This is a genomic window from Streptomyces blattellae, assembly GCF_009709555.1.
GTDB lineage: Bacteria > Actinomycetota > Actinomycetes > Streptomycetales > Streptomycetaceae > Streptomyces > Streptomyces blattellae.
In genome coordinates this window covers 81,395-108,161 of sequence record NZ_WJBG01000253.1, presented here as the reverse complement: position 1 = coordinate 108,161, position 26,767 = coordinate 81,395, and the positions used below count along the sequence as shown (strand labels likewise).

Genomic DNA, 26,767 nt, shown 5'->3' with positions numbered 1-26,767 from the left:
GACGTGCCGGGCTTCCAGTGCGGAGCGCTTGGCTCATTCCCGGCCGACGGCGTCCCAGAAGTCCGCGAGGGCGTGGGCCGTGGGGAGCGGCTGGTCCGCGTTGGGCGAATGATCGGCATCGGCCACGACCGTGCGGTGCGCCTTCAGCCGTACGGCCATGTCGTCGAGGAGCGTCACCGGCCAGGCGTCGTCGCGGGAACCCGACAGCACATGGAACGGGAGCGGCACGGCGGCGAGTTCGGCGACCCGGTCCGGCTCGGTGCACAACTGGCGGCCCGTCGCGATGAGCTGGGCGGGCCTGTTGCCCAGCCAGCGTCGCTGGAGCTGGCCCAGGTCACCGATTCCGCGGGCCGGGCCGCCGACCTCCTCCGGGGGGCCCATGGCCAGGATCGCCTCCCACACCTCGGGCATGGTCAGCACCGCGAGCGTGTCCCGCAGCAGTTTGATGCGCTGCTGCTGGGAGTCGGAGACCTGGGCGGGACCCGAGGACATCAGGGTGAGCGAGCGGAAGGGCGAGTGGTCGATGAGGACGGCGGCGCGGGCGATCAGGCCGCCGAGGGAGTGCCCGAGGAGGTGCAGGGGCGTGCCGAGCGCCGCGGTCTGGGCGAGGACGTCCTTCGCCAACTCGGCCTGTGCGTAGGCCGATTCATCGTCCTCCGGGCCGTCGGACTCGTGCTGTCCGCGGCCGTCCACGGCCACGACCCGGTAACCGCGCGCGGTCAGCGGCTCGTGCATCAGCGTGAAGTCCTCTTTGCTGCCCGTGTAGCCGGGGACCATCAGCACGACGCCCTTCGGCTCGATGCCGGAGCGCACGGGCGAGTCGACGGCAGCGAAGTCGCCACGGGCCGTGTGCAGTCGGCGGAGGCGGGCGCCGTGCGGCGGGGGAACGGACGCTGAGCTGGTCACCAGGTGAGGTTATCGGGCGGGACGGCTACGGCGGTGCCCGGTACCCGGCCGTTGTGGGACCGGGCCATCCGGGTGCGCAACAACGCCGATGGCCCGGCCCACGGGAGGTGGGACCGGGCCATCCGGGTACGGGATCAGCTCTCCGCGGGCTCCGCGGCGGCCGTGGCCTTGCGGGTGCGGCGCGGCTTCGTCTCCGTCGTCTCCGGAGCCTCGGTGGCCGCCGTGGCCTTGCGGGTGCGGCGGCGCGGAGCGGCGGCCTCCGGCTCCTGCGTGGCCTGCGCCGGAATCTCCGCCGTCTGGGCGGTGGCGGCGGCCTTGCGGGTGCGGCGGGGCTTGGGCTCCGTGGCTTCCGGTGCTTCGGCGGCGGCTGCCGTCTTGCGGGTGCGGCGGGGCTTGGCCTCTATGGCCTCCGGCGCCTCGGTGGCCGCCGTGGTCTTGCGGGTGCGGCGGGGCTTTGCGTCCGTCGCCTCGGCTGTGTCGACTGCGGCTTCGGCGGCGGCTGCGGTCTTGCGGGTGCGGCGGGGCTTTGCCTCGGTGGGCTCCGGTGTCTCGGTGGTGGCCGTGGTCTTGCGGGTGCGGCGGGGCTTTGCGTCCGTCGCCTCGGCTGTGTCGACTGCGGCTTCGGCGGCGGCTGCCGTCTTGCGGGTGCGGCGGGGCTTGGCCTCTATGGCCTCCGGCGCCTCGGTGGCCGCCGTGGCCTTCCGCGTACGGCGCGGCTTGGCCTCCGTACTCTCGGCCGGGTCGGTCGCCACCTCGGCGGCTGCCGTCTTCTTACGGGTGCGGCGGGGCTTGGTCTCCTCCGCGCCCTCGGCCGTGTCGACCGCGGTCTCCGCCGCGGCCGTGGCCTTGCGGGTGCGACGGCGCGGGGCGGGAGCGTCGGTCTCGGGGGCCTCGGCAGCGGCCGGAGTCTCCGGGACCTGCACGGCGGACGCGGTCTGCGTCTCCTCGGTGACCGTCGGCTCCGCCGACTTGCGCGTACGGCGGCGGCGCGGCTTGGCCGGGGCGTCGGGGGCGTCCAGGGCGGGGCCCTCCGCGGTCGCTACGGCGGTTGCGGCGGGCTCGCTGGTCGGCTCCGTGGCCGTCGGCACCGGCTCTGCCGCCGCTCCGGCGCGCGTGCGGCGACGGCGGCGCGGAGTACGGGGAGCGGCGGTCACGTCGCCCGCGGTGGTCTCCGCCGGGGTGTCGGCCGCGGGGGCCGTACCGCTGGGAGCCGTCTCGTCCAGTTCGGACCCGCCGCGCGTACGGCGGCGGCGACGCGGCGTGCGGGCCGGGCGCTCGCGGTCGGCGGACCGGGACTCGCCCCGGTCACCGCGACCGCCACGGCCACGGCCGCGAGGACCGCGACCGCCCGTCTCGCCGAGGTCCTCGACCTCCTCCGCGTCGAGCCCGGCGCGCGTGCGCTCCGAGCGCGGCAGGACACCCTTGGTGCCCGCGGGGATGTTCAGTTCCTCGAAGAGGTGCGGGGAGCTGGAGTACGTCTCCGCCGGGTCGTTGAAGTCCAGCTCCAGCGCCTTGTTGATCAGCTGCCAGCGCGGGATGTCGTCCCAGTCGACGAGCGTGACGGCCGTACCCTTCGCGCCCGCACGGCCGGTGCGGCCGACGCGGTGCAGGTACGTCTTCTCGTCCTCGGGAGACTGGTAGTTGATGACGTGCGTCACACCCTCGACGTCGATGCCGCGCGCGGCGACATCGGTACAGACGAGGACGTCGACCTTGCCGTTGCGGAACGCGCGCAGGGCCTGCTCGCGCGCGCCCTGGCCGAGGTCGCCGTGGACCGCGCCGGAGGCGAACCCGCGGCGCTGGAGCTGCTCGGCGATGTCGGCGGCCGTGCGCTTCGTACGGCAGAAGATCATCGCCAGCCCGCGGCCCTCGGCCTGCAGGATGCGGGCGACCATCTCCGGCTTGTCCATGGAGTGCGCGCGGTAGACGAACTGCTTGATGTTCGCGACCGTCGCGCCCTGGTCGTCCGGCGCGGCGGCGCGGATGTGCGTGGGCTGCGACATGTAGCGACGGGCGAGACCGATGACCGCGCCCGGCATGGTCGCCGAGAACAGCATCGTCTGGCGGCGCGGCGGCAGCATGTCGATGATCTTCTCGACGTCGGGCAGGAAGCCCAGGTCGAGCATCTCGTCGGCCTCGTCGAGGACGAGCGCCTTGATGTGCTTGAGGTTGAGCTTCTTCTGGCCCGCGAGGTCGAGCAGCCGGCCCGGGGTGCCGACGACGACGTCGACGCCCTTCTTGAGGGCCTCGACCTGAGGCTCGTACGCCCGGCCGCCGTAGATGGCGAGCACGCGGACGTTGCGCACCTTGCCCGCCGTCAGCAGGTCGTTGGTGACCTGGGTGCACAGCTCGCGCGTGGGGACGACGACGAGGGCCTGCGGGGCGTCGGTGAGGGCCTCGGGCTCGGCACGCCCGGCCTCCACGTCGGCGGGGACGGTGACGCGCTCAAGGAGCGGGAGGCCGAAGCCCAGCGTCTTGCCGGTGCCGGTCTTGGCCTGGCCGATGACGTCGGTGCCCGAGAGGGCGACGGGGAGCGTCATCTCCTGGATGGGGAAGGGGTTGATGATGCCGACGGCTTCGAGGGCCTCGGCGGTCTCGGGAAGGATCCCGAGCTCTCGGAAAGTCGTAGTCAGGGTGCTGCCTCTTCTGTGTGCGCGGCGCGAGGCGAGCGCGGGGGTCGTGTCAGACCGTGCCGGGGACGTCGGCTGCCGTACGGCGAGCCGTATGGCACGGGAGACCTCTGCCGACGCTCTAGCGCTCGAACCGCTGAGGGGTCCCTCCAGACTTCGTACGCAGAGTGCCGTACGGCCGTGGAGAGCTGTCTGGTCGGAGCCGATCGGGCCACCGACCGGGCATCCTCATACGTGCAGCCTGTCGAGTAACCGTCGAGCTACGTCGAAGTACTCAGCAGGCGCATTACCACCATACCCTGGAAACGCGCACATGTGATGGCCGATTCGGTCACGTAGTCGTCGTCACACCTCTTCACGTACTCGTCGTCACAGTGACTGACCAGGGACTTCCTTAGTCCGGCGAGCGGGCTATTGTGCGCTTCATGACGACCTCTGACAAGCCTGACAACGCCTCCGACACCCCTGCCGAACACACCGGAGTCGCCGCCCAGGACTGGGCGAAGGCCTCCGCCGACCCGCAGTACCGCGCCGCGGTCGTCGACCTGCTCGGCGCGCTCGCCTACGGGGAGCTGGCGGCGTTCGAGCGGCTCGCGGAGGACGCCAAGCTGGCCCCGACGCTGGCGGACAAGGCGGAACTGGCGAAGATGGCGTCGGCCGAGTTCCACCATTTCGAGCGGCTGCGCGACCGACTCACGGAGATCGGTGAGGAGCCGACGCGGGCCATGGAGCCGTTCGTCGCCGCGCTGGACGGCTTCCACAAGCAGACGGCGCCTTCGGACTGGCTGGAAGGGCTGGTCAAGGCGTACGTCGGCGACTCGATCGCCAGTGACTTCTACCGTGAGGTCGCCGCGCGGCTCGACGCGGACACGCGTGAACTCGTCCTGGCTGTCCTGGACGACACCGGGCATGCCGGTTTCGCCGTGGAGAAGGTGCGTGCGGCGATCGACGTGGACCCACGGGTGGGCGGGCGGCTCGCGCTGTGGGCGCGGCGGTTGATGGGGGAGGCGCTGTCGCAGTCCCAGCGGGTGGTGGCCGACCGGGATGCGTTGTCGACGATGCTGGTGGGGGGTGTGGCCGACGGGTTCGATCTTGCTGAGGTCGGCAGGATGTTCTCGCGGATCACGGAGGCCCATACGAAGCGGATGGCTGCGTTGGGGTTGGCTGCGTAGCGCTCCGTTGGGGGTGCTTCTGCCGATTCGCGGCCGCGGGGTGGTGGGGGCTGGTCGCGCAGTTCCCCGCGCCCCTGAAGGGTGAACGGCGTTCTAGGGGCTGCGCGGTTGTCCTTTACGCCGTTGCCGATCGTCGGCGGAGTCTTCCCGATGGGCGCAGGAGGAGGGACAGGGAGGCTGCGGAGACGGTTGCCGCGCCGATCAGGATCAGCAGGACGTTGCCTGCGTCCAGGGCGCCCTGGGTGAGGAAAGCGCCGAAGACAGCGCCTGCGACGCCGGTCGGGACGACCAGGCGGCGGGCGGGGAGGCGGTGCGAGAGGCGGTGGATCGCGGCCCAGGCCAGTGCGAGGCCGAGCACTGCGGAGCCAAGCGCTTCCAAGATCATGACGAGGTCCCTCCCACACGGCCTGCCTGCGCACCACGGACGTAGCCCGTCATACCCGTGACCTGCGGAATGCAATCCTCCTCTGTGCTCGATATGTGCTCCGTCTGTGAAGGAAACCGGCCAGGGGGAAGCCAGGGGGAAGCCAGGGGGAAGCCAGGGGAAGCCAGGGGGGAAGGGAAGTCAGGGGGAAGCCAGCGGACAAGGAAAGGGCCCGGCGGTCGAGCGACCGACCGCCGGGCCCTACTTCGCGTATTTCCTTCACGCGTGACTACAGGGCGCCGAAGCCCACCTTGCGTGGCGCCGGCTCGCCGAGCTCGACGTAGGCGAGGCGGTCCGCCGGGACCAGGACCTTGCGGCCGTGTTCGTCCACGAGGCTCAGCAGCGCCGACTTGCCGGCCAGCGCTTCGGACACCGCCCGCTCGACCTCCTCGGCACTCTGACCGCTCTCCAGAACGATCTCGCGGGGCGCGTGCTGCACGCCGATCTTGACCTCCACGGCTATGTCCCTCCGACGGTCAGTGAAGTGCGCGACCTTCCGCGCCGTACGCAGCACACATTAGCCCGGTGAGGGGATGTACACGTTGCGCGGGGGAACGCCAGGAGCGAACAACAGGCGGGAACAAACGGACGGTATGCGGTGCGCGCCGGCATACGGCCGTCAGCGGTGCGCGCTGTTGTACGGCGGTCAGTGGTGGTCGATGCCGTGCAGCGGGAAGCCCGCGATGCCCCGCCAGGCCAGCGAGGTCAGCAGCTGGACCGCCTGGTCGCGTGGGACGCTGCGGTCACTGTGCAGCCAGGAGCGTGCCACCACCTGGGCGAGGCCGCCCAGACCGGAGGCGAGCAGCATCGACTCGGCGCGCGAGAGGCCGGTGTCCTCGGCGATCACGTCGCAGATCGCCTCGGCGCACTCATTGGTGACCTTGTCGACGCGCTCGCGTACCGCGGGCTCGTTCGTCAGGTCGGACTCGAAGACCAGGCGGAAGGCGCCGCCGTCGTCCTCGACGTACGCGAAGTACGCGTCCATCGTCGCCCGTACGCGCTGCTTGTTGTCGGTCGTCGACGCCAGCGCGTGGCGTACGGACTGGATCAAGGACTCGCAGTGCTGGTCCAGCAGGGCGAGGTAGAGGTCGAGCTTGCCCGGGAAGTGCTGGTAGAGCACCGGCTTGCTGACCCCGGCGCGCTCGGCGATGTCGTCCATCGCGGCCGCGTGGTAGCCCTGTGCCACGAAGACTTCCTGGGCGGCGCCCAGAAGCTGGTTCCGCCGGGCTCGGCGCGGCAGGCGCGTGCCCCTCGGGCGTGCCGCCTCTGTCTGCTCGATGGCTGTCACGCCGCCTCCCAAAGTCGTCCACATGCGGTGTGCGCCGCGCGGCCATCGTACTTTTCGGTAACCGTGGTGTGCGCGGTACGAGCGCAGAATTTCACGGACCGGACGGCTACGAAAGTGGTGTGAAAGGTTTGAAACAGGGGCGGGTCGGGCATTGTGCCGTCTCGTCGCTGCTCACCGGTAGTCGTCCTCGTCCAGTGACACCACGCGGGCCTGTTCCAGAAGATCCGCCTCGCTGGCGCGGTCCGGGTCCACGCCGTTCAGTGAGTCGTCGCGGTCCGGCGCGACATCGGCGTGCTGTTCGGCGGCATCGCCTTCCGGGGCCTCGACGTCGATGTCCTCGTCGCTCTCCTGGAACTCCTCGAACTCCTCGAAGGTGTCAGGATCGGTCGGGTCTACGGCCATGACGGGCTCCCTTCCTACGAACGTCCCCGGGGAAGCAGGGGCCACATGCGGGTGCCCTCTTTACGAGCCTAGGAGACACCCGATCCGGACGCTATGCGATCCGCGTCCGGATCGTGACGTGGAGTTCGTGCGGGGCGGGGGTGTGGGCTCGCGTGAGTTCCCGTGGGGCAGGGGGCGTTGGTTGTGATGGCGAACACATGAACCACTGCGTGATCGTCTCGTAACATTGCTGCATGTCTTCGACCGAGCTGCCGTCCGCACCTGCCAGCAGTGCGCTCCCGAAGGTGTCGCCCGTCAGGGTCGCGGAGGGCGAGCGGCTCAGGTCGGTGCGGCTGCCGGGGATCACGCTGACGGTCCGGTCGAGGCCCGCGGCCCGCGAAGGCCTTCCGCCCGCGCTGTACGTCCACGGACTCGGCGGCTCCTCGCAGAACTGGTCGGGACTGATGCCGTTGCTCGACGCGCATGTCGACAGCGAGGCCCTCGACCTCCCCGGCTTCGGCGACTCCCCGCCACCGGACGACGGCGACTACTCGATCACCGCGCACGCCCGCGCGGTGATCCGTTATCTCGACGCCTCCGGGCGCGGCCCCGTGCACATCTTCGGCAATTCGCTGGGCGGCGCGGTCTCCACCCGCGTCGCCGCCGTGCGCCCCGACCTGATCCGCACGCTCACCCTCGTGTCCCCCGCGCTTCCGGAACTGCGCATCCAGCCCACCGCCGTTCCGACGGCCCTGCTGGCGCTGCCCGGCGTGGCGCCCCTGTTCACCCGGTACAGCAAGGACTGGTCAGCGGAGCAGCGGGTGCGCGGGGTGATGGGGCTCTGCTACGGCGATCGCGGGCGCGTGACGCCCGAGGAGTTCGACAACGCCGTGCAGGAGATGACGCGGCGGCTGCAACTGCCGTACTTCTGGGACGCGCTGGCACGCTCCGCGCGCGGGATCGTCAACGCGTACACGCTGGGTGGCCAGCACGGGCTGTGGCGCCAGGCCGAGCGCGTCCTGGCGCCGACCCTTCTCATCTATGGTGGCCGGGACCAACTCGTCGGCTACCGCATGAGCCAGAGGGCGGCGCGTTCCTTCCGCTCCTCCCGGCTGCTGTCCTTGCCGGATGCCGGTCACGTGGCGATGATGGAGTACCCCGAGGTGGTGGCGCGGGCCTTCCGGGAACTCCTCGCCGACACCGGTGAGTTGAATGCCGTCACGGGGACTGCCGTCGAGACCGCGGGGAGCTGAGGGGCGAGGTGGGACGCCACAGCCGGCGCGGACCCGCGCCCAAGGGTGCGGCCGAGGGTGGTTCCGACGGCACTCCGGCCCGGAGTGAGCCGAGGGTTCCTGACGGTTCCTCACCACGGGGTGTACCGAGGGTTCCTGGCGGCTCCTCGCCACGCGGTGGGCCGAGGGTCCCTGGCGGCACGCCGGCGTACGGCTTTCCGAGGCTTGCGGACGGGACCCCGGCTCGTGGTGCGCCAAGGGTTCCCGAGGGGACGCCGGCTCATGGTTTCCCGCGGTTGCCTGATGGGACGCCGGCTCATGGTTTCCCGCGGTTGCCTGATGGGACGCCGGCTCATGGTTTCCCGCGGTTGCCCGACGGCACCCCCGCTCATGGCACCCCCCGTTACGCCGACGGCACGCCCGCGCGTGGTGTCCCCCAAGCCCGGGGTGGGCACCCTGAGCAGCGGGAACCCGGTGAGGGCTGGGGCGAGCCGAGCGGACGCGGCGGGGGCGGGTACGGGGCTCCGGCCGGGCCCGGCGCCGCGATACCGCGACAGCGGCAGGCACCTCCGGGTGGGCCGCGCCAGGAGTACCTCGCCGCGTTCGACGAGGAAGTCGACGCCTTCTCACCCCGTACACCCGCCTCCGATCCGTATGCCTCCGTCACCGAGTGGTCCGCCGGGGCGACCGGCCTCGCGAACGACACCGAGGACGACGCCGACGACGCGCCGCCCACCGGCGAGCCCGTGCAGGCCAAGGGCGGCAAGGGGCGGACCTTCACGGGCATCGCGGCCCTCGCTGTCACGACCGTGCTGGCCGTTGTCGTGGCCGGCCAGGTCACCGGGGGGCGCGACGACGACACCGTACGGTCGCAGTCCGCCACCGACCAGTCCCGGGACGCCCGCGACGGTGCCTCGCGCGCGGACGGGCGGCCGACGCCCTCCACGTCGCCGAGCGTGGCACCGCTGACGTATGCGCAGAAGATGGACCAGAAGTACGCGCTCAGCCCGACGCTCGACGGCTCCGGCAAGTTCGACGCCATCGCCGGCATCGACAAGGCGCCCGGCACGGGGCAGAAGTACACCTACCGCGTGGACGTGGAGCAGGGGCTCGACCTCGACGGTGAACTCTTCGCGCAGGCCGTGCAGGAGACGCTCAACGACGACCGGAGCTGGGCCCACAACGGCGCCCGTACCTTCGAGCGCATCTACTCCGGCAAGCCCGACTTCGTGATCACGCTCGCCAGCCCCGGCACCACCGCCGACTGGTGCGCCAAGTCGGGCCTGGACACGACCGAGGACAACGTGTCCTGCGACTCCGCGGCGACGGAACGCGTGATGATCAACGCCTATCGCTGGGCGCAGGGGGCGAAGACGTACGGCGATCAGATACACGCGTACCGGCAGATGCTGATCAACCACGAGGTCGGTCACCGTCTCGGCTACAGCCACGTCACCTGCGACAAGGACGGCGACCTCGCCCCGGTCATGCAGCAGCAGACCAAGTTCCTCGACCACGACGGGATCCGCTGCCGGGCCAACCCCTGGCCGTATCCCGGGAGCTGACCCCTCACCGGGGCCGCTGCGCTGATTTCATCGCCCACGATCTGGCCCCCGTACGCCGCGTCAGTGCTCGGGTCGCGGCTGGCCGTGATCTAGCGAAACGTAACTGCTTGATCTCTTAGCGCGATCGAACGTGACCCGCACGGGAAAGTTACGACCGTTCACCCCTTTTGGTGGCGTGATGGACAACCGTCCGTCGCGCCACCGCCTTGTCCGCATACGTTCTTCCCGCTGCGAGCCGTCGAGTCAACGGCGGCTCCCCATATGGGAGATCGGGGGTGCACTCGTGCGCATCGGACTGCTTACGGAAGGTGGCTATCCGTATGTGAGCGGTGACGCCAGGCTGTGGTGCGACCGGCTCGTGCGCGGGCTTGAGCAGCACGAGTTCGAGGTCTACGCGCTCAGCCGCAGCGCACGCCAGGAGGACGAGGGCTGGGTGCCGCTGCCGTCGCAGGTCGGCCGGGTACAGGCGGCACCGCTGTGGACGGCCGAGGACGACGGCGTCCGGTACGGGCGGCGCGCGCGACGGCGTTTCGCCGACTGCTACGGCGAGTTGGCGGCCGTGCTGTGCGCGACGAGGGGCAGCGGGGCGGAGGCCGGCGTGGACGCGGGGGGCACTGCTGGGGCTGCCGCCGCCTCTGGGGCAGCGGCCGCCTCTGGGACGGCGCCCACCTCTGAGGCGGACCGTTTCGGCAGTGCGCTGTACGGACTTGCCGAACTCGCCCGAGACGAGGGCGGCCTGGTGGGAGCGCTTCGCTCCGAGACCGCCGTACGCGCCCTCGAACGCGCATGTCGCGCGCCCGGCGCCCTGCGCACGGCGCGGGAGGCGCGCGTACCCGAACTCCTCACCGTCGCCGCGCAACTGGAACGCGTCCTGCGCCCCCTCTCGCTCGACTGGTACGAGGACGACGGGCTCGGCTCGGTCGACCTGTGCCACGCCGCGTCCGGCGGCCCGGCCGCCCTGCCCGGACTGGTCGCCCGCCACTTCTCGGGCGTACCGCTGCTGGTGACCGAGTACGGCGTACAACTGCGCACGCACTATCTGACCGCCGGCGACGCGGCACCCGCCGTACGGGCCCTGCTCGCGGCCTTCCACGGTCGGCTGGCCGCCGAGATCTACCGCCGGGCGGCCGTCATCACACCCGGCAACTCGCACGCCCGCCGCTGGCAGGAGCGCTGCGGCGCCGATCGCGACAAGCTGCGCACGGTCTACCCGGGCATGGAGGCCGCCCGCTTCACGGAGGTGGGCGAGGCGCCGGAGTGCGCGGATCCGGACACCCTGGTCTGGGTCGGCCGGATCGAACCCACCAAGGATCTGGTCTCGCTGCTGCACGCCTTCGCGGAGGTCCGCAAGGAGGAACCGAAGACCCGGCTGCGGATCGTCGGCACACCCTCGGGCGCCGAGGGCACGGCCTACCTGGTCCACTGCAAGGCACTCGCCGCACAGCTCTTCCCGGACGAGGCGGAGGGACCGCACGCGATCGGCCGTAACCCGGTGGCCTTCGAGGAGATCGGCGGGCCCGAGGCGCCGACGCTCGCCGAGGCATACGCCGGGGGAGCGGTGACCGTCCTGTCCAGCGTCGTCGAGGGCTTCCCCCTCGGCCTCGTCGAGGCCATGCTCTGCGGCCGTGCCACGGTGTCCACCGACGTCGGCGCCGTTGTGGAGGTCATCGGCGGCACCGGACTGGTCGTGCCGCCGCGCAATCCGCGGGCGCTCGCCGAGGCGTGCGTGGCGCTGCTCCGAGCTCCCGAGCGCCGTGCACGCCTGGGCGCCGCCGCCCGCGCCCGCGCGCTCGAACTCTTCACGGTCGAGCAGAACACCGCAGCGTTCCACGGCATTTACCTGGAGATCGTCTCGCAGAGCCCGGTCCGCCGGGTCGTCCTCGACGACACCGGAGAACCCCTGCCGTTCGGTGTCCCCGCCGAGGCCCACGTCCCCGGCCGCTGGACCGCCCCGGCGGCCCGCGTGGCGGCCCGCGGCGGCCCCGGCTGGGCGACGGGAGGGCCGGTACGGGCGAGTGGACCCGTATCAGCGAGGGGAGGTCCCGTAGCTGCGACGGGTGGCTCCGTTTCTGCGACGGGCGGCCCCGTCCCCGCGACGGAGGGAGCACGATGAGCGACCTGGGCGAACTCGACCGCCCCGGCCCACCGGCCGGCGCCGCAGCGTGGGACATGCGCTCGGAGGAGTGGCTGTCGGGAGCGGCGTGCCTGCGGGATGACGGGCAGCCGCACTCACGGAGCGGGGAAGAGCACACCAAGCCCGCCTCCGACGACGCCCCTGCCCATGGTCCCGGGCGCCGTGCCGCCGCCGCGGACCCGGTGAAGGCACTGATGCACCGTCACCGTGAGCTGTGCGAACGCGCCGTGGATCCCCTGGAGATCGCGGCCGGCCTGGAGGCCCACGGCGTCACCGACCGCACCGCGTCCCGCTTCCGTCACCGGGACGTGTTCTCCCTGGCGGAGGAGATGTACGCCCGCGTCCCGCGCGACGGCGGGACAACCCACCGTCCCACGCCGCCGGCAGCCTCCCGGCGCCGAGCCGACTGGGCGCTGCTCGCGCTGCTGCCGGGCGCGCTGTGCGCGGCCACGCTGGCCGGCCTCCGCCTCACCCACGGCCAATCACGCCTGATCACGGCAGCCGTCGGCGTCCTGGCCGTGGCTCTGGCCGTCCGCGCGGTCCTGTCCCGCGGCCCGCTCGCCACAAAGGACCGCACGCCCGCGCCGGGCACCGGCCTCTGGACGTGCTGGCTGGTGGCCTACGCCGTCCTCGGCGACGGGCTGCTCCGCGTGGCCGTGGCCGGAGGACCCGACGGCCTGCCCACCGGCACCAGCGGTCCCTGGCCCCTGGCCACCGCACCGGTCCTGGCCCTCACCCTGGCCTGCGCCCCCGCGGCGTGGAGCGCCCATCTCTTCGCCGCCCGAGCCCGCCGCAAACTGACGGCCAGTCGGGGCCTGACCGAGTTCACCTCCTCCGTACGGCCCCTGCTGTGCGGCACGTTCGCCCTGTACCTGTGCGCCCTGACCTCCCTCCTGGCCCTGACCGGCGCAGCCCTGGACGAGCCCGCGGCCTACGCCCAGACGGTCACCCTGGGTGCCCTCCTGTTCCTGGCCCGCCTCCTCACGGCCCACGGCTTCACGTACGCCCCCGGCGTCGTCCTCATCGCGACGGCCACGGTCGAAGGAGCGGCGCTGGCCACGGTCTTCGCGGGCCGCCTCCCCGGCTGCGGCTTCCTGGCCATCCCGGTCGACACACTCGTCGAGACCTGGGGCCCGGGCGCCGTCCCCGCCCTCGCCTGCTGTGCCGCGGCCCTGACCCTCCTGCTCCACGCGAACCGCCGACTGACGAAGGCGTCGGCCCACGCGCGAACGGAGGGGGCGGCATGAGACGCGCATCGGACGGTTCACCACACGACGCGCATCGGACGTGCCGGCACACGACGCGCATCGGACGTGCCGGGCATGCACGCCCATCGGCCGAGTCGCCGTGGCACGCGCGTTGGAGGCGTCGTCGTGGCGCACGCATCGGACGTGTCGCCATGACATGTGACGCGACAGCGGGCGACACACCTCCCGGCCGGTCGGCTGTGTGCCGGCCGCCCCGAACCATCACCCCCGAGAAGGAGAACCCCAGATGATCACCTCCCGACCCGGAATCTCGGCCCCGGGAGCCGCCCGATGAGGGTCCTGCTGATCGGAGCCAACGGATACCTCGGCCGCTTCGTCGCCGACCGTCTGCTCGCCGACCCGGCCGTCCAGCTCACCGCACTCGGCCGCGGCGACGACGCGGACGTCCGCTTCGACCTCGCGTCCGGCAGCCCCGGCGCGCTCACCCGCTTCCTCGACGCGGTGCACCCCGGCGTCGTCGTCAACTGCGCCGGCGCCACCCGAGGCGGCGCCCGCGAACTCACCCGCCACAACACCGTCGCCGTGGCCACGGTCTGCGAGGCTCTTCGCCGCAGCGGCTGCGGCGCCCGCCTCGTCCAGATCGGCTGCGGCGCCGAGTACGGGCCCAGCCAGTCCGGCTCCTCCACGGCAGAGGACGCCGTCCCCCGCCCCGGAGGCCCGTACGGCGTCAGCAAACTCGCCGCCACCGAACTCGTCCTCGGCTCCGGCCTGGACGCCGTGGTCCTCCGCGTCTTCTCACCGGCGGGCCCCGGTACCCCCGCCGGCTCCCCGCTGGGCCGGCTGGCGGAGGCCATGCGCCGCGCCATGCAGTCCGGAGACGGCGAACTCAAGCTCGGTGGCCTCGGCGTCCAGCGCGACTTCATCGACGTACGCGACGTCGCCCGCGCCGTGCACGCCGCCTCGCTCTCCGCCGCGCAGGGCGTCATCAACATCGGCTCCGGCCGTGCCGTCCGCCTCCGTGATGCCGCCGCGGTCCTCGCGCGCGTGGCCGGATACGGCGGAGCCCTCCATGAACTCGACGGACACCCTGGCGCTTTGAGGGCATCCATCGGCCACCCCCGCTCCGAATCAGACCACGCGGCCCCGGTCGCGTACCCGTACCCGGACGGCTGCGGCAGCTGGCAGCAGGCCGATGTGCGCACTGCACGCGACCGGCTCGGCTGGCGCCCCCGGATCAATCTCGAAGAGTCCCTCGCCGACATCTGGATGGAGGCGGCATGCCGCATCTGACCAGCACCGAACCGAGCACGGCGAGCACGGACCTGCGCACCGGCTTCGGCATCCCGGGTTTCGCGCACCCCCTCGTCGCGCCCACCGAGTGGGCCGAACTCACCCGACCCGGCACGCCCGTGCACTGGGCCGCGCTCAACGTCGCCGACGGACCGGGCACCCGTCCCGACCCGCACTGCCTGGAAGCGGCCGGCCGACTCCGCAACGCGGGCCTGCGCGTCCTCGGCCACCTCGACACCACCTACGGCGCCCGGATCTTCGGCGAGCTGATCTCCGAAGCGCACCGCTATCTCGACTGGTACCGGGTCGACGGCTTCTTCCTGGACCGCTGCCCCAGCGAAGGTGCCGCGCTCCCGGAGATCCACCGCACGGTCACCACGCTCCGCGCGATCAGTGACGACCCCCATATCGTCCTCGGCCACGGCACCCATCCCCACCCCGGCTACGCGGACAGCGCCGACCAGCTGGTCACGTTCTCCGGCCCGTGGAGCGACTACCGCTGGTCGCAGGTAGCGGAGTGGACTGCCGACCACCCGCCCGAGCGCTTTTGCCACTTCGTGCACGGAGTGCCCCTCGGCCACCTCGACGAGGCCCTGCGCATCGCCCGCTGGCAAGGCGCCTCGACGATCTACTTCACCGACCGCACGGACCACGGCGGCCGCACCGACCCCTGGGAGACGATGCCCGGCTACTGGGACGAAATCGTCTCGCGGGTCGGAACGGGTGTCTCGGAATGAAAAAGGACATGGCACTGTTACGGGAAGAACAACTGTAGTGATTGACCGACCAACGGAGCCCCCGTGTCGCTGCCACCCCTGGTCGAGCCAGCTCCTGAGCTCACCGTAGACGAGGTCCGCAGGTACTCCCGTCACCTGATCATCCCCGACGTCGGGATGGACGGGCAGAAGCGGCTGAAGAACGCCAAGGTGCTCTGTGTGGGCGCCGGCGGCCTGGGCTCGCCGGCGCTGATGTACCTGGCCGCCGCGGGCGTCGGCACCCTCGGCATCGTGGAGTTCGACGAGGTCGACGAGTCGAACCTGCAGCGCCAGATCATCCACAGCCAGGCGGACATCGGCCGCTCCAAGGCCGAGTCGGCCCGTGACTCCGTCAAGGGCATCAACCCGTACGTGAACGTGATCCTTCACGAGGAGCGGCTTGAGGCCGACAACGTGATGGACATCTTCAGCCAGTACGACCTGATCGTCGACGGCACGGACAACTTCGCGACCCGCTACCTGGTCAACGACGCCTGCGTGCTGCTGAACAAGCCGTACGTCTGGGGTTCGATCTACCGCTTCGACGGTCAGGCCTCCGTCTTCTGGTCCGAGCACGGCCCCTGCTACCGCTGCCTCTACCCGGAGCCCCCGCCCCCCGGCATGGTCCCCTCCTGCGCCGAGGGCGGCGTCCTGGGCGTGCTGTGCGCGTCCATCGGCTCCATTCAGGTCACCGAGGCGATCAAGGTCCTCACCGGCACCGGCGAGCCGCTCGTCGGCCGACTGATGATCTATGACGCCCTGGAGATGCAGTACCGCCAGGTCAAGGTTCGCAAGGACCCGAACTGCGCGGTCTGCGGCGAGAACCCGACGGTCACCGAACTCATCGACTACGAGGCGTTCTGCGGCGTCGTCTCCGAGGAGGCCCAGGAGGCCGCGGCCGGCTCGACGATCACTCCGAAGCAGCTCAAGGAGTGGATCGACGACGGCGAGAACATCGAGATCATCGACGTCCGCGAGATCAACGAGTACGAGATCGTCTCCATCCCGGGCGCCAAGCTGATCCCGAAGAACGAGTTCCTCATGGGCAGCGCCCTGGAGTCCCTGCCGCAGGACAAGAAGATCGTCCTGCACTGCAAGACGGGTGTCCGCAGTGCGGAAGTCCTCGCCGTGCTGAAGTCCGCGGGCTTCGCGGACGCGGTGCACGTCGGCGGCGGCGTGATCGGCTGGGTCAACCAGATCGAGCCGAGCAAGCCCGTCTACTGACGTCAGGCCTCCCGTACGGCGGGGGTCGCATGCACCACGGGTGCGCGCGGCCCCCGCCGTCGTCATGAGCAGACCTTGCCGTCCTCCGGCACGTTGCCGTCGAGCAGATACGCGTTCACGGTCGAGTCCACGCAGTCGTTCCCGTTGCCGTACGCGCCGTGACCCTCGCCCTCCCAGGTCAGCATCACACCGACGCCCCGGCCCAGTTCGTCCGCCATCTTGCGGGCGCCCTCGTACGGCGTCGCCGGGTCGCCGGTGGTGCCGACCACCAGGATCGGTGCCGCACCAGGCGCGCTCACCTCCGGAGTCTCGTGCTGTCCGGGCACCGGCCAGTCGTGGCAGAAGCCGGCCGTGTCCCAGCCGAGGAAGTCCCCGAACACCGGCGAGATCTCCTCGAACCTCGGCAGCAGCTTCTTCGCCTCGGCGGCGGTCGGCCGCTCCTTGTCGTCCAAGCACGATATGACCCGTTGTGAGTGGGTCGTCGTGCCGTAGTGCCCCGATGGGTCGCGCTCGTTGTAGCCGTCGGCGAGCGCCAGGAGTTCGGAGCCGTCGCCGTCCTCCGCCGCTGCCAGGGCACTGGTCAGGGTCGGCCAGGACGACTGGCTGTACAGCGGCAGCACGATGCCGGTGATCGCGAGTGTCTGCGTCAGCTCCCGCCCGGACGACGTCGGCAGCGGATCCGCGTCGATCCGGTCCAGCAGGTCCGCGATCTCCTGCGAGCCCTCCTCGGGGTCCTGGCCGGTGGACTTCAAGTAGTTGTCCAGCGCGCGCTGGAAGCCCCTGGTCTGGTTCTCGGCGTGGCCTACCGTCCCGACGGTCGGATCGACGACGGCGTCGAGGATCAGCCGCCCCACGTTCCGCGGGAACAAGTGGGCGTAGACGCCGCCGAGTTCGGTGCCGTAGGAGATGCCGAAGTAGTGCAGCTTGGCGTCCCCGAGGACCTGGCGCATGAGATCCATGTCGCGGGCGGTGTCCGTGGTGGACACATGCGCCATCAGCTCCCCGGCGTCCTGCTCGCAGCCCTTCGCGAAGTCGGCCGCGTCCTGAAGGTAGGCCGTTTCTTCCGCCGCGGTGTCCGGAGTGACGTCGATGTCCTCGGCGGCCTGGATCTCCTTGTCGCCACGGCAGCGGACGCCCTCACTGGCGGCGACCCCGCGCGGGTCCCAGCTCACCAGGTCGTAGCGCTCGCCCAGCGCGGAGAACGTGGACTCGTACGACGGCAGGGTGGAGACCCCCGAGCCGCCCGGGCCACCGAAGTTGACCAGCAGCGAGCCGATGCGGTCGTCCCCCGTGGCCGCGGCGCGGATCAGCCCGAGGCCGATCGTCTTGCCGTCCGGCTTCGCCCAGTCCAGCGGCGCCCTGAGCGTCGCGCACTGCCAGTCGCCGCCCGGCGCCGGTGAGTCCGCGGTGGCCTCGCAGCGCCCCCAGTCCAGCTGCTGCGAGGTCAGTGAGGAGGGCAGCGGGTCCGCTGTACTGCCTGATGTGCCGGAGGTACCGGACGGTGATGCCGTGGCCGAGGACCGCTGCCCGCTGCTCTCCTCCCCACCCTCGCCGTCGTCGGACGAGCCGCCGCCGCAGCCCGCCGCAAGCAGTACGGCGGCGGCCGTCAGAGCCGTCCACCGGACGATACGCGCCATGTGCACTTACCCCCTCGCAAGCCGTCCGCCTGGATCTGCGGATGGCGGTCAGGCCATAGTAGGCGGATCCCGAAAAACCCGCCGGACCCTGTGGATAACCTTCTGACCTGCACTTTTGCTGGCGCTCTGGCCTCGACGTCAGGAGCAGACGGTCCCGGCGGCCGGGACCTGCCCCTCCAGCAGATAGCCGTTCACCGCGCTCTGCACGCATTTGTTCTTGCTGTCGTACGCGCCGTGCCCCTGGCCTTTGTACGTCAGCTCGACACCGACGCCCTTGCCCAGCGCCTGCACCATCCGGCGCGCACCCTCGTACGGTGTTGCCGGGTCGCCGGTGTTGCCGACGACCAGGATCGGAGCCGCGCCGGGCGCGCTCACGTCCGGGTGGTCCGCGGAGCCCGCCATGGCCCAGTCCGTGCAGCTGACCATGGACCAGGCGAGATAGTCGCCGAACACCGGAGAGGCGGCCCGGAACTCCGGCAGCTTCCGCTCCACATAGCCGGGGGTGTAACGCGGCTTGTCGTCCGCGCAGTTGATGGCGACGTTGGCCGCCATGAGGTTGCTGTAACCGCCGTACTCGTTGCGCCCGTTCAGTGAGTCGGACAGCAGCATCAGGAGCTGGCCGTTGCCGTCGTACGCCTGCTCCAGGCCCTGAGTGAGGTATCCCCAGAAGTCCTGCGAGTACAGCGCCTGTGCGATGCCGCTGGTGGCCGCGGTCTGGGTCAGCCGGCGAGGGAAGATGCCCGTGATCGGCTTGCTGTCGAGGTCTTTCAGCAGCTTGACGATGCGGTCCTTGACGTCCTGCGCGCTGTCGCCGATCGGACAGTCCTCGACCTGCGAGGTGCAGTGCTCGGCGAAGTTGTCGAGTGCGAGCTGGAAGCCCCCGGCCTGGCCGAGCGAGCCCTGCTCGGCGTTCTGCGTCGGGTCGACGACCGCGTCGAACACCGCACGGCCCACGTTCTTCGGGAACAGATGGGCGTAGACGCCGCCGAGTTCGGTGCCGTAGGAGATGCCGAAGTAGTGCAGCTTGGCGTCGCCGAGGACCTGGCGCATCAGGTCCAGGTCGCGGGCCGCGTCGGTGGTGCGCACATGCGGCAGGACCTTCTTGGAGTTCTTCTCGCAGGCCGCGTTGAATTTCTTGGTGTTGTCGAGGAGCTCGGCGCGCTCGCGGGCGTCCTCGGGAGTGGCGTCCTGCTGGAAGTAGGCGTCGAGCTGCTGGTCGCTCTCGCACGTCACGGCGGAGCTGCGGCCGACCCCGCGCGGGTCGAAGCTCACCAGGTCGTAGCGGGTGCGCAATGTCGCGTAATCCGCGGCGAAGGCGGGCAGCGTGGTGACGCCGGAGCCGCCGGGCCCGCCGAAGTTGAAGACGAGCGAGCCGATGCGCTTGCTCTCCTCACCGCTCGCCTTCGCGCGGATCAGTGCGATGTCGATGGTGTCGCCCTTGGGCTCGTCCCAGTCGAGCGGCGCCTTCATGGTGCTGCACTGCCACTCGTCGCCGTCGGCCAGAGGTGACGGGGTGCCTCCGCCGCCTTCCGACTGGGACGGGGCCGGGCAGTCCTTCCAGCTCAGCGACTGGACCGACAGGTCCTGGTCCTGGGAGCCGTCGCCGCAGCCCGCCACCACGGCGAACAGCAGCACGGCGGTGGCGGTCAGGGCGGCGGCGCGCGGCCGGAAGCGGTTGGGCATGACCCCATCCTGCGGTCGCGCATGCATGTGCGCTCGGGGCGCGAGCCGTACGAGGTACGACCTACAGGGCGCCCTTGCGCGTCAGATGGCTGAAGGCCAGCCAGCCAGGCAGCACCGGCAGCCACAACGTCAGCAGCCGGAACAGCAGCACCGCGGGCGCGGCGACCTCGCTGGGCAGACCCACGGCGATCAGGCCGACCGTCAGGGTCGCCTCGACCGCTCCCACACCGCCCGGCGTCGGAGCGGCGGACCCCAGTGCGTTGCCGGCGAGGAAGACCACGGCGACGCTGGCGATACTGATCGACGACGATTCGTTGCCGAACGCCCGGATCGACGCGTCCAGGCACATCACGAAGCAGGCCGTCAGCAGGAGCATGCCGCCGATGCCGGTCAGCAGCTTCTGCGGCCGCTGCAGCACGTCGAGCATGCGCGGCACGACACCCGCGAACAGCGACCTCACGCGCGTGGAGACGAATTTCCGCAGGAACGGCACCGAGGTCACCACGAGCACCAGCACCGCCACCGTCAGCAGACCCGCGATGACCGTCCGGGACGGCGACAGAGACGGCGTCTTCTCGGTGCCGGTGAGATAGCCGAAGGCCAGCAGCATCGTGATGTGGGCGCCGAGCCCGAACAGCTGCGAGGCGCCGACACTGGCCACCGCCAGGCCCGGGCGCACGCCCTCGCGTTGCAGGAACCGCGTGTTGAGAGCCACGCCGCCCACCGCGGCCGGGGCGACGATCTTCACGAAGGACCCGGCGACCTGGGCGGCCACGGTCCGCAGGAACGGCACCCGCTCCGGTACGAACCCCAGCAGCGCCATCGCCGCCGCGAAGTAGCTGGCCGCCGAGCACAGCACGGCCGCCGCGACCCAGCCCCACTCGGCGTTGGCGATCAATGGACCGAACTCGATGTGCGTGAGCTGCGTCAGCAGGAAGTACGCGCCGATCGCACCGGCGATGAGGCTGATCAGCGTGCGCGGACGCACCCGCTCCAGGCGGGCCGGCTCGACCGGCGCCTGCGGCCTGATCCGCAGCACCTCATGGCGGATCTGCGTGAGCAGATCCTCCTCGCGCGCCTCCTCCAGGGCCTCGTCGATGGCCCGCTTCTCGGCTCGCTGCTCCGCTCGCGCGGCCTTCTTGTCGGGCTTGTCGAGCTTGTCGAGTACGGGCTTCGTGTCCCCGTGGGCCTCGTCCAGCCGGGCCTGCTTGGCCTGCCGGGAGGCCTCCAGGACGGCGTCGCGCTCGCGCTGCGCCCGCTCCCGGGCCAGTCTTCGCAGTGTCGCGTGCGTGGAGCGCGTCAGCGCGATGGGCTGGAGCATGGGCAGGCAGTCGGCGACGGCGTCGGGACCGAGGACTTCGACCGCGGAGGCCACCGCGCGCTCGGCGCCCACGCGCAGCCCGAGTGTCGTCACCAGCTGGGCGATGTCCATGCGCAGCAGCAGCTCACCGGCCGCGATCTCGCCGCCGCGCAGATCGGTGAGGATCACCGTGCCGGAACGATCCACCAGAATCGCGTCACCCGCCAGCCGCCGGTGCGCGATACGCCGCGACTGCAGCGCCCGCACCTGGTGCCAGGTGCTGCGCAGCAGGGCGTCGGTGATCTCCTCGTCCGCCAGCGAGTCGAGCGTGTGTCCGCCGGTGTGCTCGTAGACGAGCATGACGGCGTCCGGGCCGAGCTCGGAGGTGGCGATCAGCTTGGGCGCGTTGGCACCGGCCGCGATGGCCGCGTAGGCGAGCAGCGCCTCCTGCTCCAGCGCCTGGCGCAGCGACTGCAGACTGCGACGGGTGGCGAAGCCGCGCAGCGTCAGGTTGCGCCACACCCGGTAGAAGAAGCCCTGCGCCTGCTGCTCGCGGTCGACGACCGTGACGTCCAGCGGCGGACCGTCCTCCAGGGTGACGAAGTAGCGCCGGCCCCGGTCGCCGCTCTCCGTCGTCTCCTGAGCGTCCTCGCGGGACGCGGTCACCGGACGGAAGCCCACATGCCTCAGTCCCGCCATCAGTGTCCGTCCGGTAGGACGGACATTGGGCGAGCCGACCGCGTACAGCGTCCCGTAGGCGACGGTCCAGCCGATCAGCACCGTCAGGGTGATCGAGAACGGCGTGGTGTAGCCGGTGACGAGCATCGAGAAGGCGTCCAGGAGCAGCACGATCCACAGCACCGCGCGCCAGCGTGGCCGACGTGACATGCCGACGGCCGTCATGTACGCGATGACCGGGGCGAGATAGCCGTGCACGGGGTCGGTGAGGGCCTGGATGTCGCCCGGGGAGGGCTGTGTGAGCGCGTCCTGGATCGAGTCGGGGGCGGCTCTGGCGACCCACAGATCGGTGGCGAGGGTCACCCCGTGCGCGAGTACCGCGGCGAGCACACCGTCGGCGATGCGCAGGCCGTCCCGCTTGATCAGCCGCTCGATCGCGAATGCAACCGGTACCAGGAGGATCGCGATGCTCGACGCCAGTCCCGCGATCTTGATGAGCAGATCGGGTGCCTGTCCGGTGCCCCGGTTGATGTCCTCTTCGAGGCCCGAGGTGGTGCCGTGCGCGAACGCGGCGATCGCCAGCAGTACGGCGATGGCCAGCACGCCGACCAGGAGCCGCATCAGATCGGAAGGGCGATGCACGCGCGCGGGCAGGAGCGGTTCGTCGCCCTCGACCTCGTCGGCGTGCGGCTCGTCCTCGTCGGGATGGGCCTCGTCGAAGTGCTCGGCGCCCGGGCCGGAGGTGCTCTCGACCACCGCCTCCTCGGCTGTGTCCTTCTCGTCCTTCTCGTCCTTCTCGTCCGTGTCGGCCGTGTGCGGGCGCGGCGAGGCGTCAGAGGTGCTCTTCGCGTCCTCCGGGTGCACACCCTGCTGCTTCATCGCCTCTTCTTGATCTCGTATCACCGATCACCGCCCGCACGATGGTGGCATGCCCCACCGACACGCGGGGGCATCAGGGTGCAAACGCGGGGGCGCACAGTCTGCCCGAAGCGCCGCTAGGGGGCGAGGGATACGCACAGTCACGAGCGCGTCACATTGTCGGTGGGGTGCGGCAGGATAAGACGGATGAGCGAGGAGAGCCTTCCGCCGGACGCCGGCCCGCAGCACGCGGGCGCCCCGCAGGAATACACCGACACGTTGCCGGAATACACCGACACATTGCCGGAGTACGCGGACGCGCTGCCCCCGTACGCCGAGCGGGTCCTTGAGGTCGCCGAACTGATTCCGCCCGGGCGCGTGATGACGTACGGCGACGTCGCCGAGTGGCTCCAAGAGGCAGGCCCCCGGCAGGTCGGCCGGGTGATGGCGCTCTACGGCGGAGCCGTTCCGTGGTGGCGCGTCATACGCGCGGACGGCGTCCTGCTCCCCGGTCACGAACTGCGGGCGCTCGATCACTACCGCGCGGAGGGCACCCCCCTGAAGGAGGCGGGCAGGGCCGCAGAGGGCCACCTGCCGCGCGTCGACATGAAGCGGGCGCGGTGGGACGGCGGCGAACACGCGGAACCTCACACCTGACAGCTTCCGCCATCGAACCCCCCGAGGGGCAACCTGTGGCCCGTACGGGGGAAACAGGGCACGTCTGTGGCATGCCGTACGTTCGTGGGTCGAGGGACGTACGAGACGTGAGCGCCCTGACGGGACGGATGCACCAATCGGAAGCCCTGCTTCCGCACCATCCGTCGGCGTAGCGTCGGCTGCACGTGCCCCCCTCACCACGCGGCCAACGCCCTGAACGTGCCGCGGACCGCAAGCCAGCACACCCACCAGGACCGGCGAACCACGTGAGCTCCTCTTCCTCCACCGGGCGCCTGTCGCACTCCCAGGTGCGACAGGGGAGCCGTAGCGCCTACCGGCTGGTGCATACCCCGCCGGCGCGAGTGGATCCCCCTCATCTGGACGCCGCACAGCGCTCGGTGGTTGACCACGGCACCGGTCCACTGCTCGTCCTCGCTGGTCCGGGCACCGGCAAGACGACCACGCTCGTGGAGTCCGTGGCGGCCAGGGTCGCCCGGGGTGCCGACCCGGGACGGGTTCTCGTCCTGACGTTCAGCCGCAAGGCGGCCGTCGAGCTGTGCGACCGCATGGCACTGCGCATAGGGGCGGCGCGCGCGCCGCTGGCGACCACCTTCCACTCGTTCTGCTACGCCCTGGTCCGCGCACACCAGCACAGCGACCTGTTCGTCGAGCCCCTACGGCTGCTGTCGGGCCCCGAGCAGGACGTCGCCGTCCGTGAGCTGCTCGCCGGCCAGCGCGACCTGGAGCGGCTCGGCCTCGCGCATGTGCGCTGGCCGGACGAGCTGCGCGCCTGTCTGACCACGCGTGGTTTCGCCGACGAGGTCCGCGCGGTCCTAGCCCGCAGCCGTGAACTGGGCCTGAGCCCCGACGCCCTCGACGCCTTCGCCGGCCGTATCGGACGCCCCGACTGGCGGGCCGCCGCCACGTTCCTCGCCGAGTACCTCGACGTGCTCGACCTGCAGGGCGTGCTCGACTACGCGGAACTCGTCCACCGCGCGGTGCTCCTGGCCCGTCGCCCCGAAGCCGCCGCCCAACTGGCCGCCCAGTACGACGCCGTGTTCGTCGACGAGTACCAGGACACCGATCCGGCTCAGGTACGACTGCTGCACGCACTGGCAGGCGGCGGCCGCACCCTCGTCGCCTTCGGCGACCCCGACCAGTCGATCTACGCGTTCCGGGGCGCCGACGTGAACGGCGTCCTGGAGTTCCCGCACGTCTTCCCGCGCGCGGACAGCCGCCCGGCGCCCGTGGAGGTCCTGCGCACCTCCCGTCGCTCCGGCGCCGCTGTGCTGGGCGCGACACGGCTGTTGACCCAGCGCATGCCGCTGACCCGGCTGCCCGCCGACAGGGTCCGCGCCCACCGGGAACTCACCCCGGTCCGCGACGGCGGTCGCGTCGAGGTCTACACGTACCCGACGCCCGGCACCGAGCTGGACAACGTCGCAGACATCCTTCGCCGGGCCCATCTGGAGGACGGCGTCCCCTGGAGCGAGATGGCCGTCCTGGTACGCGCGGGGACCCGCACCATCCCGACGGCCCGCCGCGCCCTGACGGCAGCCGGCGTCCCCCTGGACATAGACGGAGACGATCTGCCCCTGCGGCACGAACCTGCTGTGGCACCGCTGCTGACGGCGTTGCGGGCGGTGGCGACGGCGGAGGCAGCCGACGCGGGGGGCGTACGGGACGGGGGGGCGGGTGAGGCCGACGCTTCTGGCGAGGGCTCAGCGGAAGCCGGCGCCTCGGCGGAAGCCGGCGCCTCAGCGGAAGCCGGCGCCTCCGGAGAAGCCCATGCCTCTGAAGAGGCTGAGTCGGACGCTGCCTGGCTCGACACAGAAACCGCTCTCACCCTGCTGGCCTCCCCGCTCGCCGGCATGGACGCGGCCGACCTGCGCCGTCTGGGCCGGGCGTTGCGCGAGGAGGAGCGGGCCGCGGGCAACCCGTTGCCGCCGCCCTCGGACGACCTGCTCGCGCGGGCGCTGGCCGAGCCGGAGCGGCTGGTCGCGCACGATCCGGCGTACGCGCGGGGCGCTCAGCGCCTCGGCGCGCTGCTGCGCAAGGCACGTGAGTGCCTGGCCGGCGGCGGTACGGCGGAGGAGGCCCTCTGGGAGCTGTGGGACGGCACTCCCTGGCCCGCGCGTCTGGAGCGGGCCGCCCGGCGCGGAGGCGCGGCCGGGCGCAACGCGGACCGCGACCTGGACGCCGTATGCGCCCTGTTCGCCACCGCGGCCCGTGCCGAGGAACGCACCGGCGGCCGTGGCGCCCTCAACTTTTTGGAGGAGATCGAGGCCGAGGACATCGCGGCCGACACACTCACGCGGCGTACCGTACGGCCGGACGCGGTGCGCCTGATGACCGCGCACCGCTCGAAGGGCCTGGAGTGGCGCCTGGTCGTCGTCGCGGGCGTCCAGGAGGGCCTGTGGCCGGACCTGCGCCGCCGTGGCTCCCTCCTGGAGGCCGACCGCATCGGCCGCGACGGACTGGCCGAACCGCTCACTCCGGGCGCCCTGCTGGCCGAGGAGCGCCGCCTGTTCTACGTGGCCGCCACGCGCGCGCGTGAACGCCTCGTCGTGACGGCCGTGAAGGCGCCCGCGGACGACGGCGACCAGCCGTCCCGCTTCCTGACCGAACTGGGCGTCGAACCCAGGGATGTGACGGGCCGCCCGCGCCGCCCGCTGTCGGTCGCGGCGCTCGTGGCCGAACTGCGCGCCACGACGGTCGACCCGCGCGTCTCCGACACCCTCAGGGAGGCCGCCGCCCGCCGGCTGGCCCGCCTCGCCGCACTCGCCGACGAGGACGGCCGCCCCCTGGTGCCGTCCGCGCACCCCTACCGCTGGTGGGGCATGTTCGAGCCGACCGAGAGCAAGGTGCCGCTGCGCGACCGCGACCAGCCCGTCGTCCTGTCCGGCAGCGCCCTCGACCAGCTCGCCAACACCTGCGCCCTGCAGTGGTTCCTGGGCCGCGAGGTGAAGGCCGACGCGCCCGCGACGGCCGCCCAGGGCTTCGGCAACGTGGTGCACGTCCTCGCCGACGAGGTGGCCTCCGGCCGCACCCCGGCGGACCTCGCCGTCCTCATGGAGCGCCTGGACTCGGTGTGGAACGCGCTCGCCTTCGACGCGCCCTGGAAGTCGGCCCAGGAGAAAGAGCACGCGCGCGTGGCGCTCGAACGGTTCCTGAAGTGGCACGTCGATTCCAGTGGAGCCCGGACGGGACGTACGCCGGTCGCCAGTGAGCACGACTTCGACGTCACCCTCGAAGCGGGTGAGTACGAGGTGCGCATCCGCGGCCAGATGGACCGGGTCGAGGCGGACGGCGAGGGCCGCGCCTATGTAGTCGACTTCAAGACCGGCAAGCAGACGCCCACAGCGGCCGAGGTCGCCCGCCATCCCCAGCTCGCCGTCTACCAACTCGCGGTCCGAGAGGGCGCTGTCGACGACGCCTTCGACGGCCTCCGCCCGGAGCCGGGCGGCGCCGAACTCGTCCAGCTGCGCCAGGGCGCCGCTCAGCGGGACGGCGGCGAGACCCTGCCAAAGGTGCAGGCCCAGCAGCCCCTGGAGGGGGAGTGGGTCGGCGATCTGCTGGCCACCGCCGCCGGCAAGGTCCTGGACGAGCGGTTCACGCCGACGTCCGGCCAGCACTGCGCGCACTGCGCGTTCCGGGCGTCGTGCAGCGCGCGCCCCGAGGGACGCCACGTAGTGGAGTGAGATACCGCACCACATGAGCTGACCTGCGCTTCCACCACCCCCCA

19 protein-coding genes are annotated in these 26,767 nt (G+C 71.5%); 10 read left to right on the top strand and 9 right to left on the bottom strand.

Going from position 1 to position 26,767, the window contains the following annotated elements:
- Nucleotides 1-33: 33 nt before the first annotated feature.
- The gene (locus tag GFH49_RS38800; RefSeq protein ID WP_155060753.1) at nucleotides 34-906 is read right to left on the bottom strand and encodes an alpha/beta fold hydrolase; all 873 of its coding nucleotides are present in this window, start codon (nucleotides 904-906) and stop codon (nucleotides 34-36) included.
- A gap of 134 nt (nucleotides 907-1,040) precedes the next feature.
- Nucleotides 1,041-3,446 carry a DEAD/DEAH box helicase gene (locus GFH49_RS38795; protein ID WP_155060752.1) on the bottom strand — a complete coding sequence of 802 codons (2,406 nt, stop codon included), beginning with the start codon at nucleotides 3,444-3,446 and terminating at the stop codon, nucleotides 1,041-1,043.
- A gap of 506 nt (nucleotides 3,447-3,952) precedes the next feature.
- On the opposite strand from GFH49_RS38795, the gene GFH49_RS38790 reads away from it, so the two are divergent.
- Nucleotides 3,953-4,708: a ferritin-like fold-containing protein gene (locus GFH49_RS38790; RefSeq protein ID WP_155060751.1), complete on the top strand. Its 756-nt coding sequence runs from the start codon at nucleotides 3,953-3,955 to the stop codon at nucleotides 4,706-4,708.
- A 115-nt stretch (nucleotides 4,709-4,823) separates the two neighbouring features.
- Here GFH49_RS38790 and GFH49_RS38785 read toward each other — a convergent pair whose 3' ends face one another.
- From GFH49_RS38785 to GFH49_RS38770, 4 genes are all read right to left on the bottom strand, one after another.
- The gene (locus tag GFH49_RS38785; RefSeq protein WP_155060750.1) at nucleotides 4,824-5,093 is read right to left on the bottom strand and encodes a hypothetical protein; all 270 of its coding nucleotides are present in this window, start codon (nucleotides 5,091-5,093) and stop codon (nucleotides 4,824-4,826) included.
- Between the two features lie 268 nt (nucleotides 5,094-5,361).
- Nucleotides 5,362-5,589, bottom strand: coding sequence for a DUF3107 domain-containing protein (locus GFH49_RS38780; RefSeq protein ID WP_037674258.1), 228 nt, complete (start codon nucleotides 5,587-5,589; stop codon nucleotides 5,362-5,364).
- A gap of 189 nt (nucleotides 5,590-5,778) precedes the next feature.
- Nucleotides 5,779-6,420, bottom strand: coding sequence for a TetR/AcrR family transcriptional regulator (locus GFH49_RS38775; RefSeq protein ID WP_155060749.1), 642 nt, complete (start codon nucleotides 6,418-6,420; stop codon nucleotides 5,779-5,781).
- A gap of 171 nt (nucleotides 6,421-6,591) precedes the next feature.
- Nucleotides 6,592-6,822 carry an Rv3202a family protein gene (locus GFH49_RS38770; protein WP_155060748.1) on the bottom strand — a complete coding sequence of 77 codons (231 nt, stop codon included), beginning with the start codon at nucleotides 6,820-6,822 and terminating at the stop codon, nucleotides 6,592-6,594.
- A 233-nt stretch (nucleotides 6,823-7,055) separates the two neighbouring features.
- Between GFH49_RS38770 and GFH49_RS38765 the strand changes: the two genes are divergently transcribed.
- From GFH49_RS38765 to moeZ, 7 genes are all read left to right on the top strand, one after another.
- Entirely contained in the window at nucleotides 7,056-8,054 is a 999-nt protein-coding gene (locus tag GFH49_RS38765) for an alpha/beta fold hydrolase (RefSeq protein WP_155060747.1), read from the top strand.
- A gap of 8 nt (nucleotides 8,055-8,062) precedes the next feature.
- A complete protein-coding gene (locus tag GFH49_RS38760; RefSeq protein WP_408055992.1) occupies nucleotides 8,063-9,598 on the top strand; it encodes a DUF3152 domain-containing protein in 1,536 nt (511 codons plus the stop codon).
- Nucleotides 9,599-9,881: 283 nt separating this feature from the next.
- Entirely contained in the window at nucleotides 9,882-11,711 is a 1,830-nt protein-coding gene (locus tag GFH49_RS38755) for a DUF3492 domain-containing protein (RefSeq protein ID WP_155060745.1), read from the top strand.
- Nucleotides 11,708-12,979, top strand: a complete 1,272-nt coding sequence (locus GFH49_RS38750; protein ID WP_155060744.1) for a hypothetical protein — start codon at nucleotides 11,708-11,710, stop codon at nucleotides 12,977-12,979. Before GFH49_RS38755 ends, GFH49_RS38750 begins: the two co-directional genes overlap by 4 nt.
- Before the next feature lie 291 nt (nucleotides 12,980-13,270).
- Nucleotides 13,271-14,230 carry an NAD-dependent epimerase/dehydratase family protein gene (locus tag GFH49_RS38745; protein ID WP_155060743.1) on the top strand — a complete coding sequence of 320 codons (960 nt, stop codon included), beginning with the start codon at nucleotides 13,271-13,273 and terminating at the stop codon, nucleotides 14,228-14,230.
- Entirely contained in the window at nucleotides 14,218-14,967 is a 750-nt protein-coding gene (locus tag GFH49_RS38740; protein WP_155060742.1) for a spherulation-specific family 4 protein, read from the top strand. Before GFH49_RS38745 ends, GFH49_RS38740 begins: the two co-directional genes overlap by 13 nt.
- Before the next feature lie 63 nt (nucleotides 14,968-15,030).
- Entirely contained in the window at nucleotides 15,031-16,209 is a 1,179-nt protein-coding gene (gene moeZ / locus GFH49_RS38735; protein WP_155060741.1) for an adenylyltransferase/sulfurtransferase MoeZ, read from the top strand.
- 62 nt (nucleotides 16,210-16,271) lie between these two features.
- On the opposite strand, the gene GFH49_RS38730 is transcribed toward moeZ, so the two are convergent.
- The 3 genes from GFH49_RS38730 to GFH49_RS38720 all read right to left on the bottom strand — a co-directional run bounded on the left by GFH49_RS38730 (nucleotide 16,272) and on the right by GFH49_RS38720 (nucleotide 22,386).
- Nucleotides 16,272-17,846 carry an alpha/beta hydrolase gene (locus tag GFH49_RS38730; RefSeq protein ID WP_155060740.1) on the bottom strand — a complete coding sequence of 525 codons (1,575 nt, stop codon included), beginning with the start codon at nucleotides 17,844-17,846 and terminating at the stop codon, nucleotides 16,272-16,274.
- 138 nt (nucleotides 17,847-17,984) lie between these two features.
- Entirely contained in the window at nucleotides 17,985-19,529 is a 1,545-nt protein-coding gene (locus GFH49_RS38725; protein WP_155060739.1) for an alpha/beta hydrolase, read from the bottom strand.
- A 61-nt stretch (nucleotides 19,530-19,590) separates the two neighbouring features.
- Nucleotides 19,591-22,386: a lysylphosphatidylglycerol synthase domain-containing protein gene (locus GFH49_RS38720; protein ID WP_196218288.1), complete on the bottom strand. Its 2,796-nt coding sequence runs from the start codon at nucleotides 22,384-22,386 to the stop codon at nucleotides 19,591-19,593.
- A gap of 186 nt (nucleotides 22,387-22,572) precedes the next feature.
- Here GFH49_RS38720 and GFH49_RS38715 point away from each other — a divergent pair, with 186 nt between their 5' ends.
- Together GFH49_RS38715 and GFH49_RS38710 are read left to right on the top strand one after the other, a co-directional pair.
- A complete protein-coding gene (locus tag GFH49_RS38715; protein WP_155060737.1) occupies nucleotides 22,573-23,022 on the top strand; it encodes an MGMT family protein in 450 nt (149 codons plus the stop codon).
- A 266-nt stretch (nucleotides 23,023-23,288) separates the two neighbouring features.
- Nucleotides 23,289-26,723, top strand: coding sequence for an ATP-dependent helicase (locus GFH49_RS38710; RefSeq protein WP_155060736.1), 3,435 nt, complete (start codon nucleotides 23,289-23,291; stop codon nucleotides 26,721-26,723).
- Nucleotides 26,724-26,767 lie beyond the last annotated feature (44 nt).

Bases quoted from the DNA above. Each gene is read 5' to 3' on its own strand.
- GFH49_RS38795 (WP_155060752.1), bottom strand. From the start codon at position 3,446: ATGACGCTCCCCGTCGCCCTCTCGGGCACCGACGTCATCGGCCAGGCC.
- GFH49_RS38785 (WP_155060750.1), bottom strand. From the start codon at position 5,093: ATGATCTTGGAAGCGCTTGGCTCCGCAGTGCTCGGCCTCGCACTGGCC.
- GFH49_RS38770 (WP_155060748.1), bottom strand. From the start codon at position 6,822: ATGGCCGTAGACCCGACCGATCCTGACACCTTCGAGGAGTTCGAGGAG.
- GFH49_RS38765 (WP_155060747.1), top strand. From the start codon at position 7,056: ATGTCTTCGACCGAGCTGCCGTCCGCACCTGCCAGCAGTGCGCTCCCG.
- GFH49_RS38750 (WP_155060744.1), top strand. From the start codon at position 11,708: ATGAGCGACCTGGGCGAACTCGACCGCCCCGGCCCACCGGCCGGCGCC.
- GFH49_RS38745 (WP_155060743.1), top strand. From the start codon at position 13,271: ATGAGGGTCCTGCTGATCGGAGCCAACGGATACCTCGGCCGCTTCGTC.
- GFH49_RS38740 (WP_155060742.1), top strand. From the start codon at position 14,218: ATGCCGCATCTGACCAGCACCGAACCGAGCACGGCGAGCACGGACCTG.
- GFH49_RS38730 (WP_155060740.1), bottom strand. From the start codon at position 17,846: ATGGCGCGTATCGTCCGGTGGACGGCTCTGACGGCCGCCGCCGTACTG.
- GFH49_RS38725 (WP_155060739.1), bottom strand. From the start codon at position 19,529: ATGCCCAACCGCTTCCGGCCGCGCGCCGCCGCCCTGACCGCCACCGCC.
- GFH49_RS38720 (WP_196218288.1), bottom strand. From the start codon at position 22,386: ATGAAGCAGCAGGGTGTGCACCCGGAGGACGCGAAGAGCACCTCTGAC.
- GFH49_RS38715 (WP_155060737.1), top strand. From the start codon at position 22,573: ATGAGCGAGGAGAGCCTTCCGCCGGACGCCGGCCCGCAGCACGCGGGC.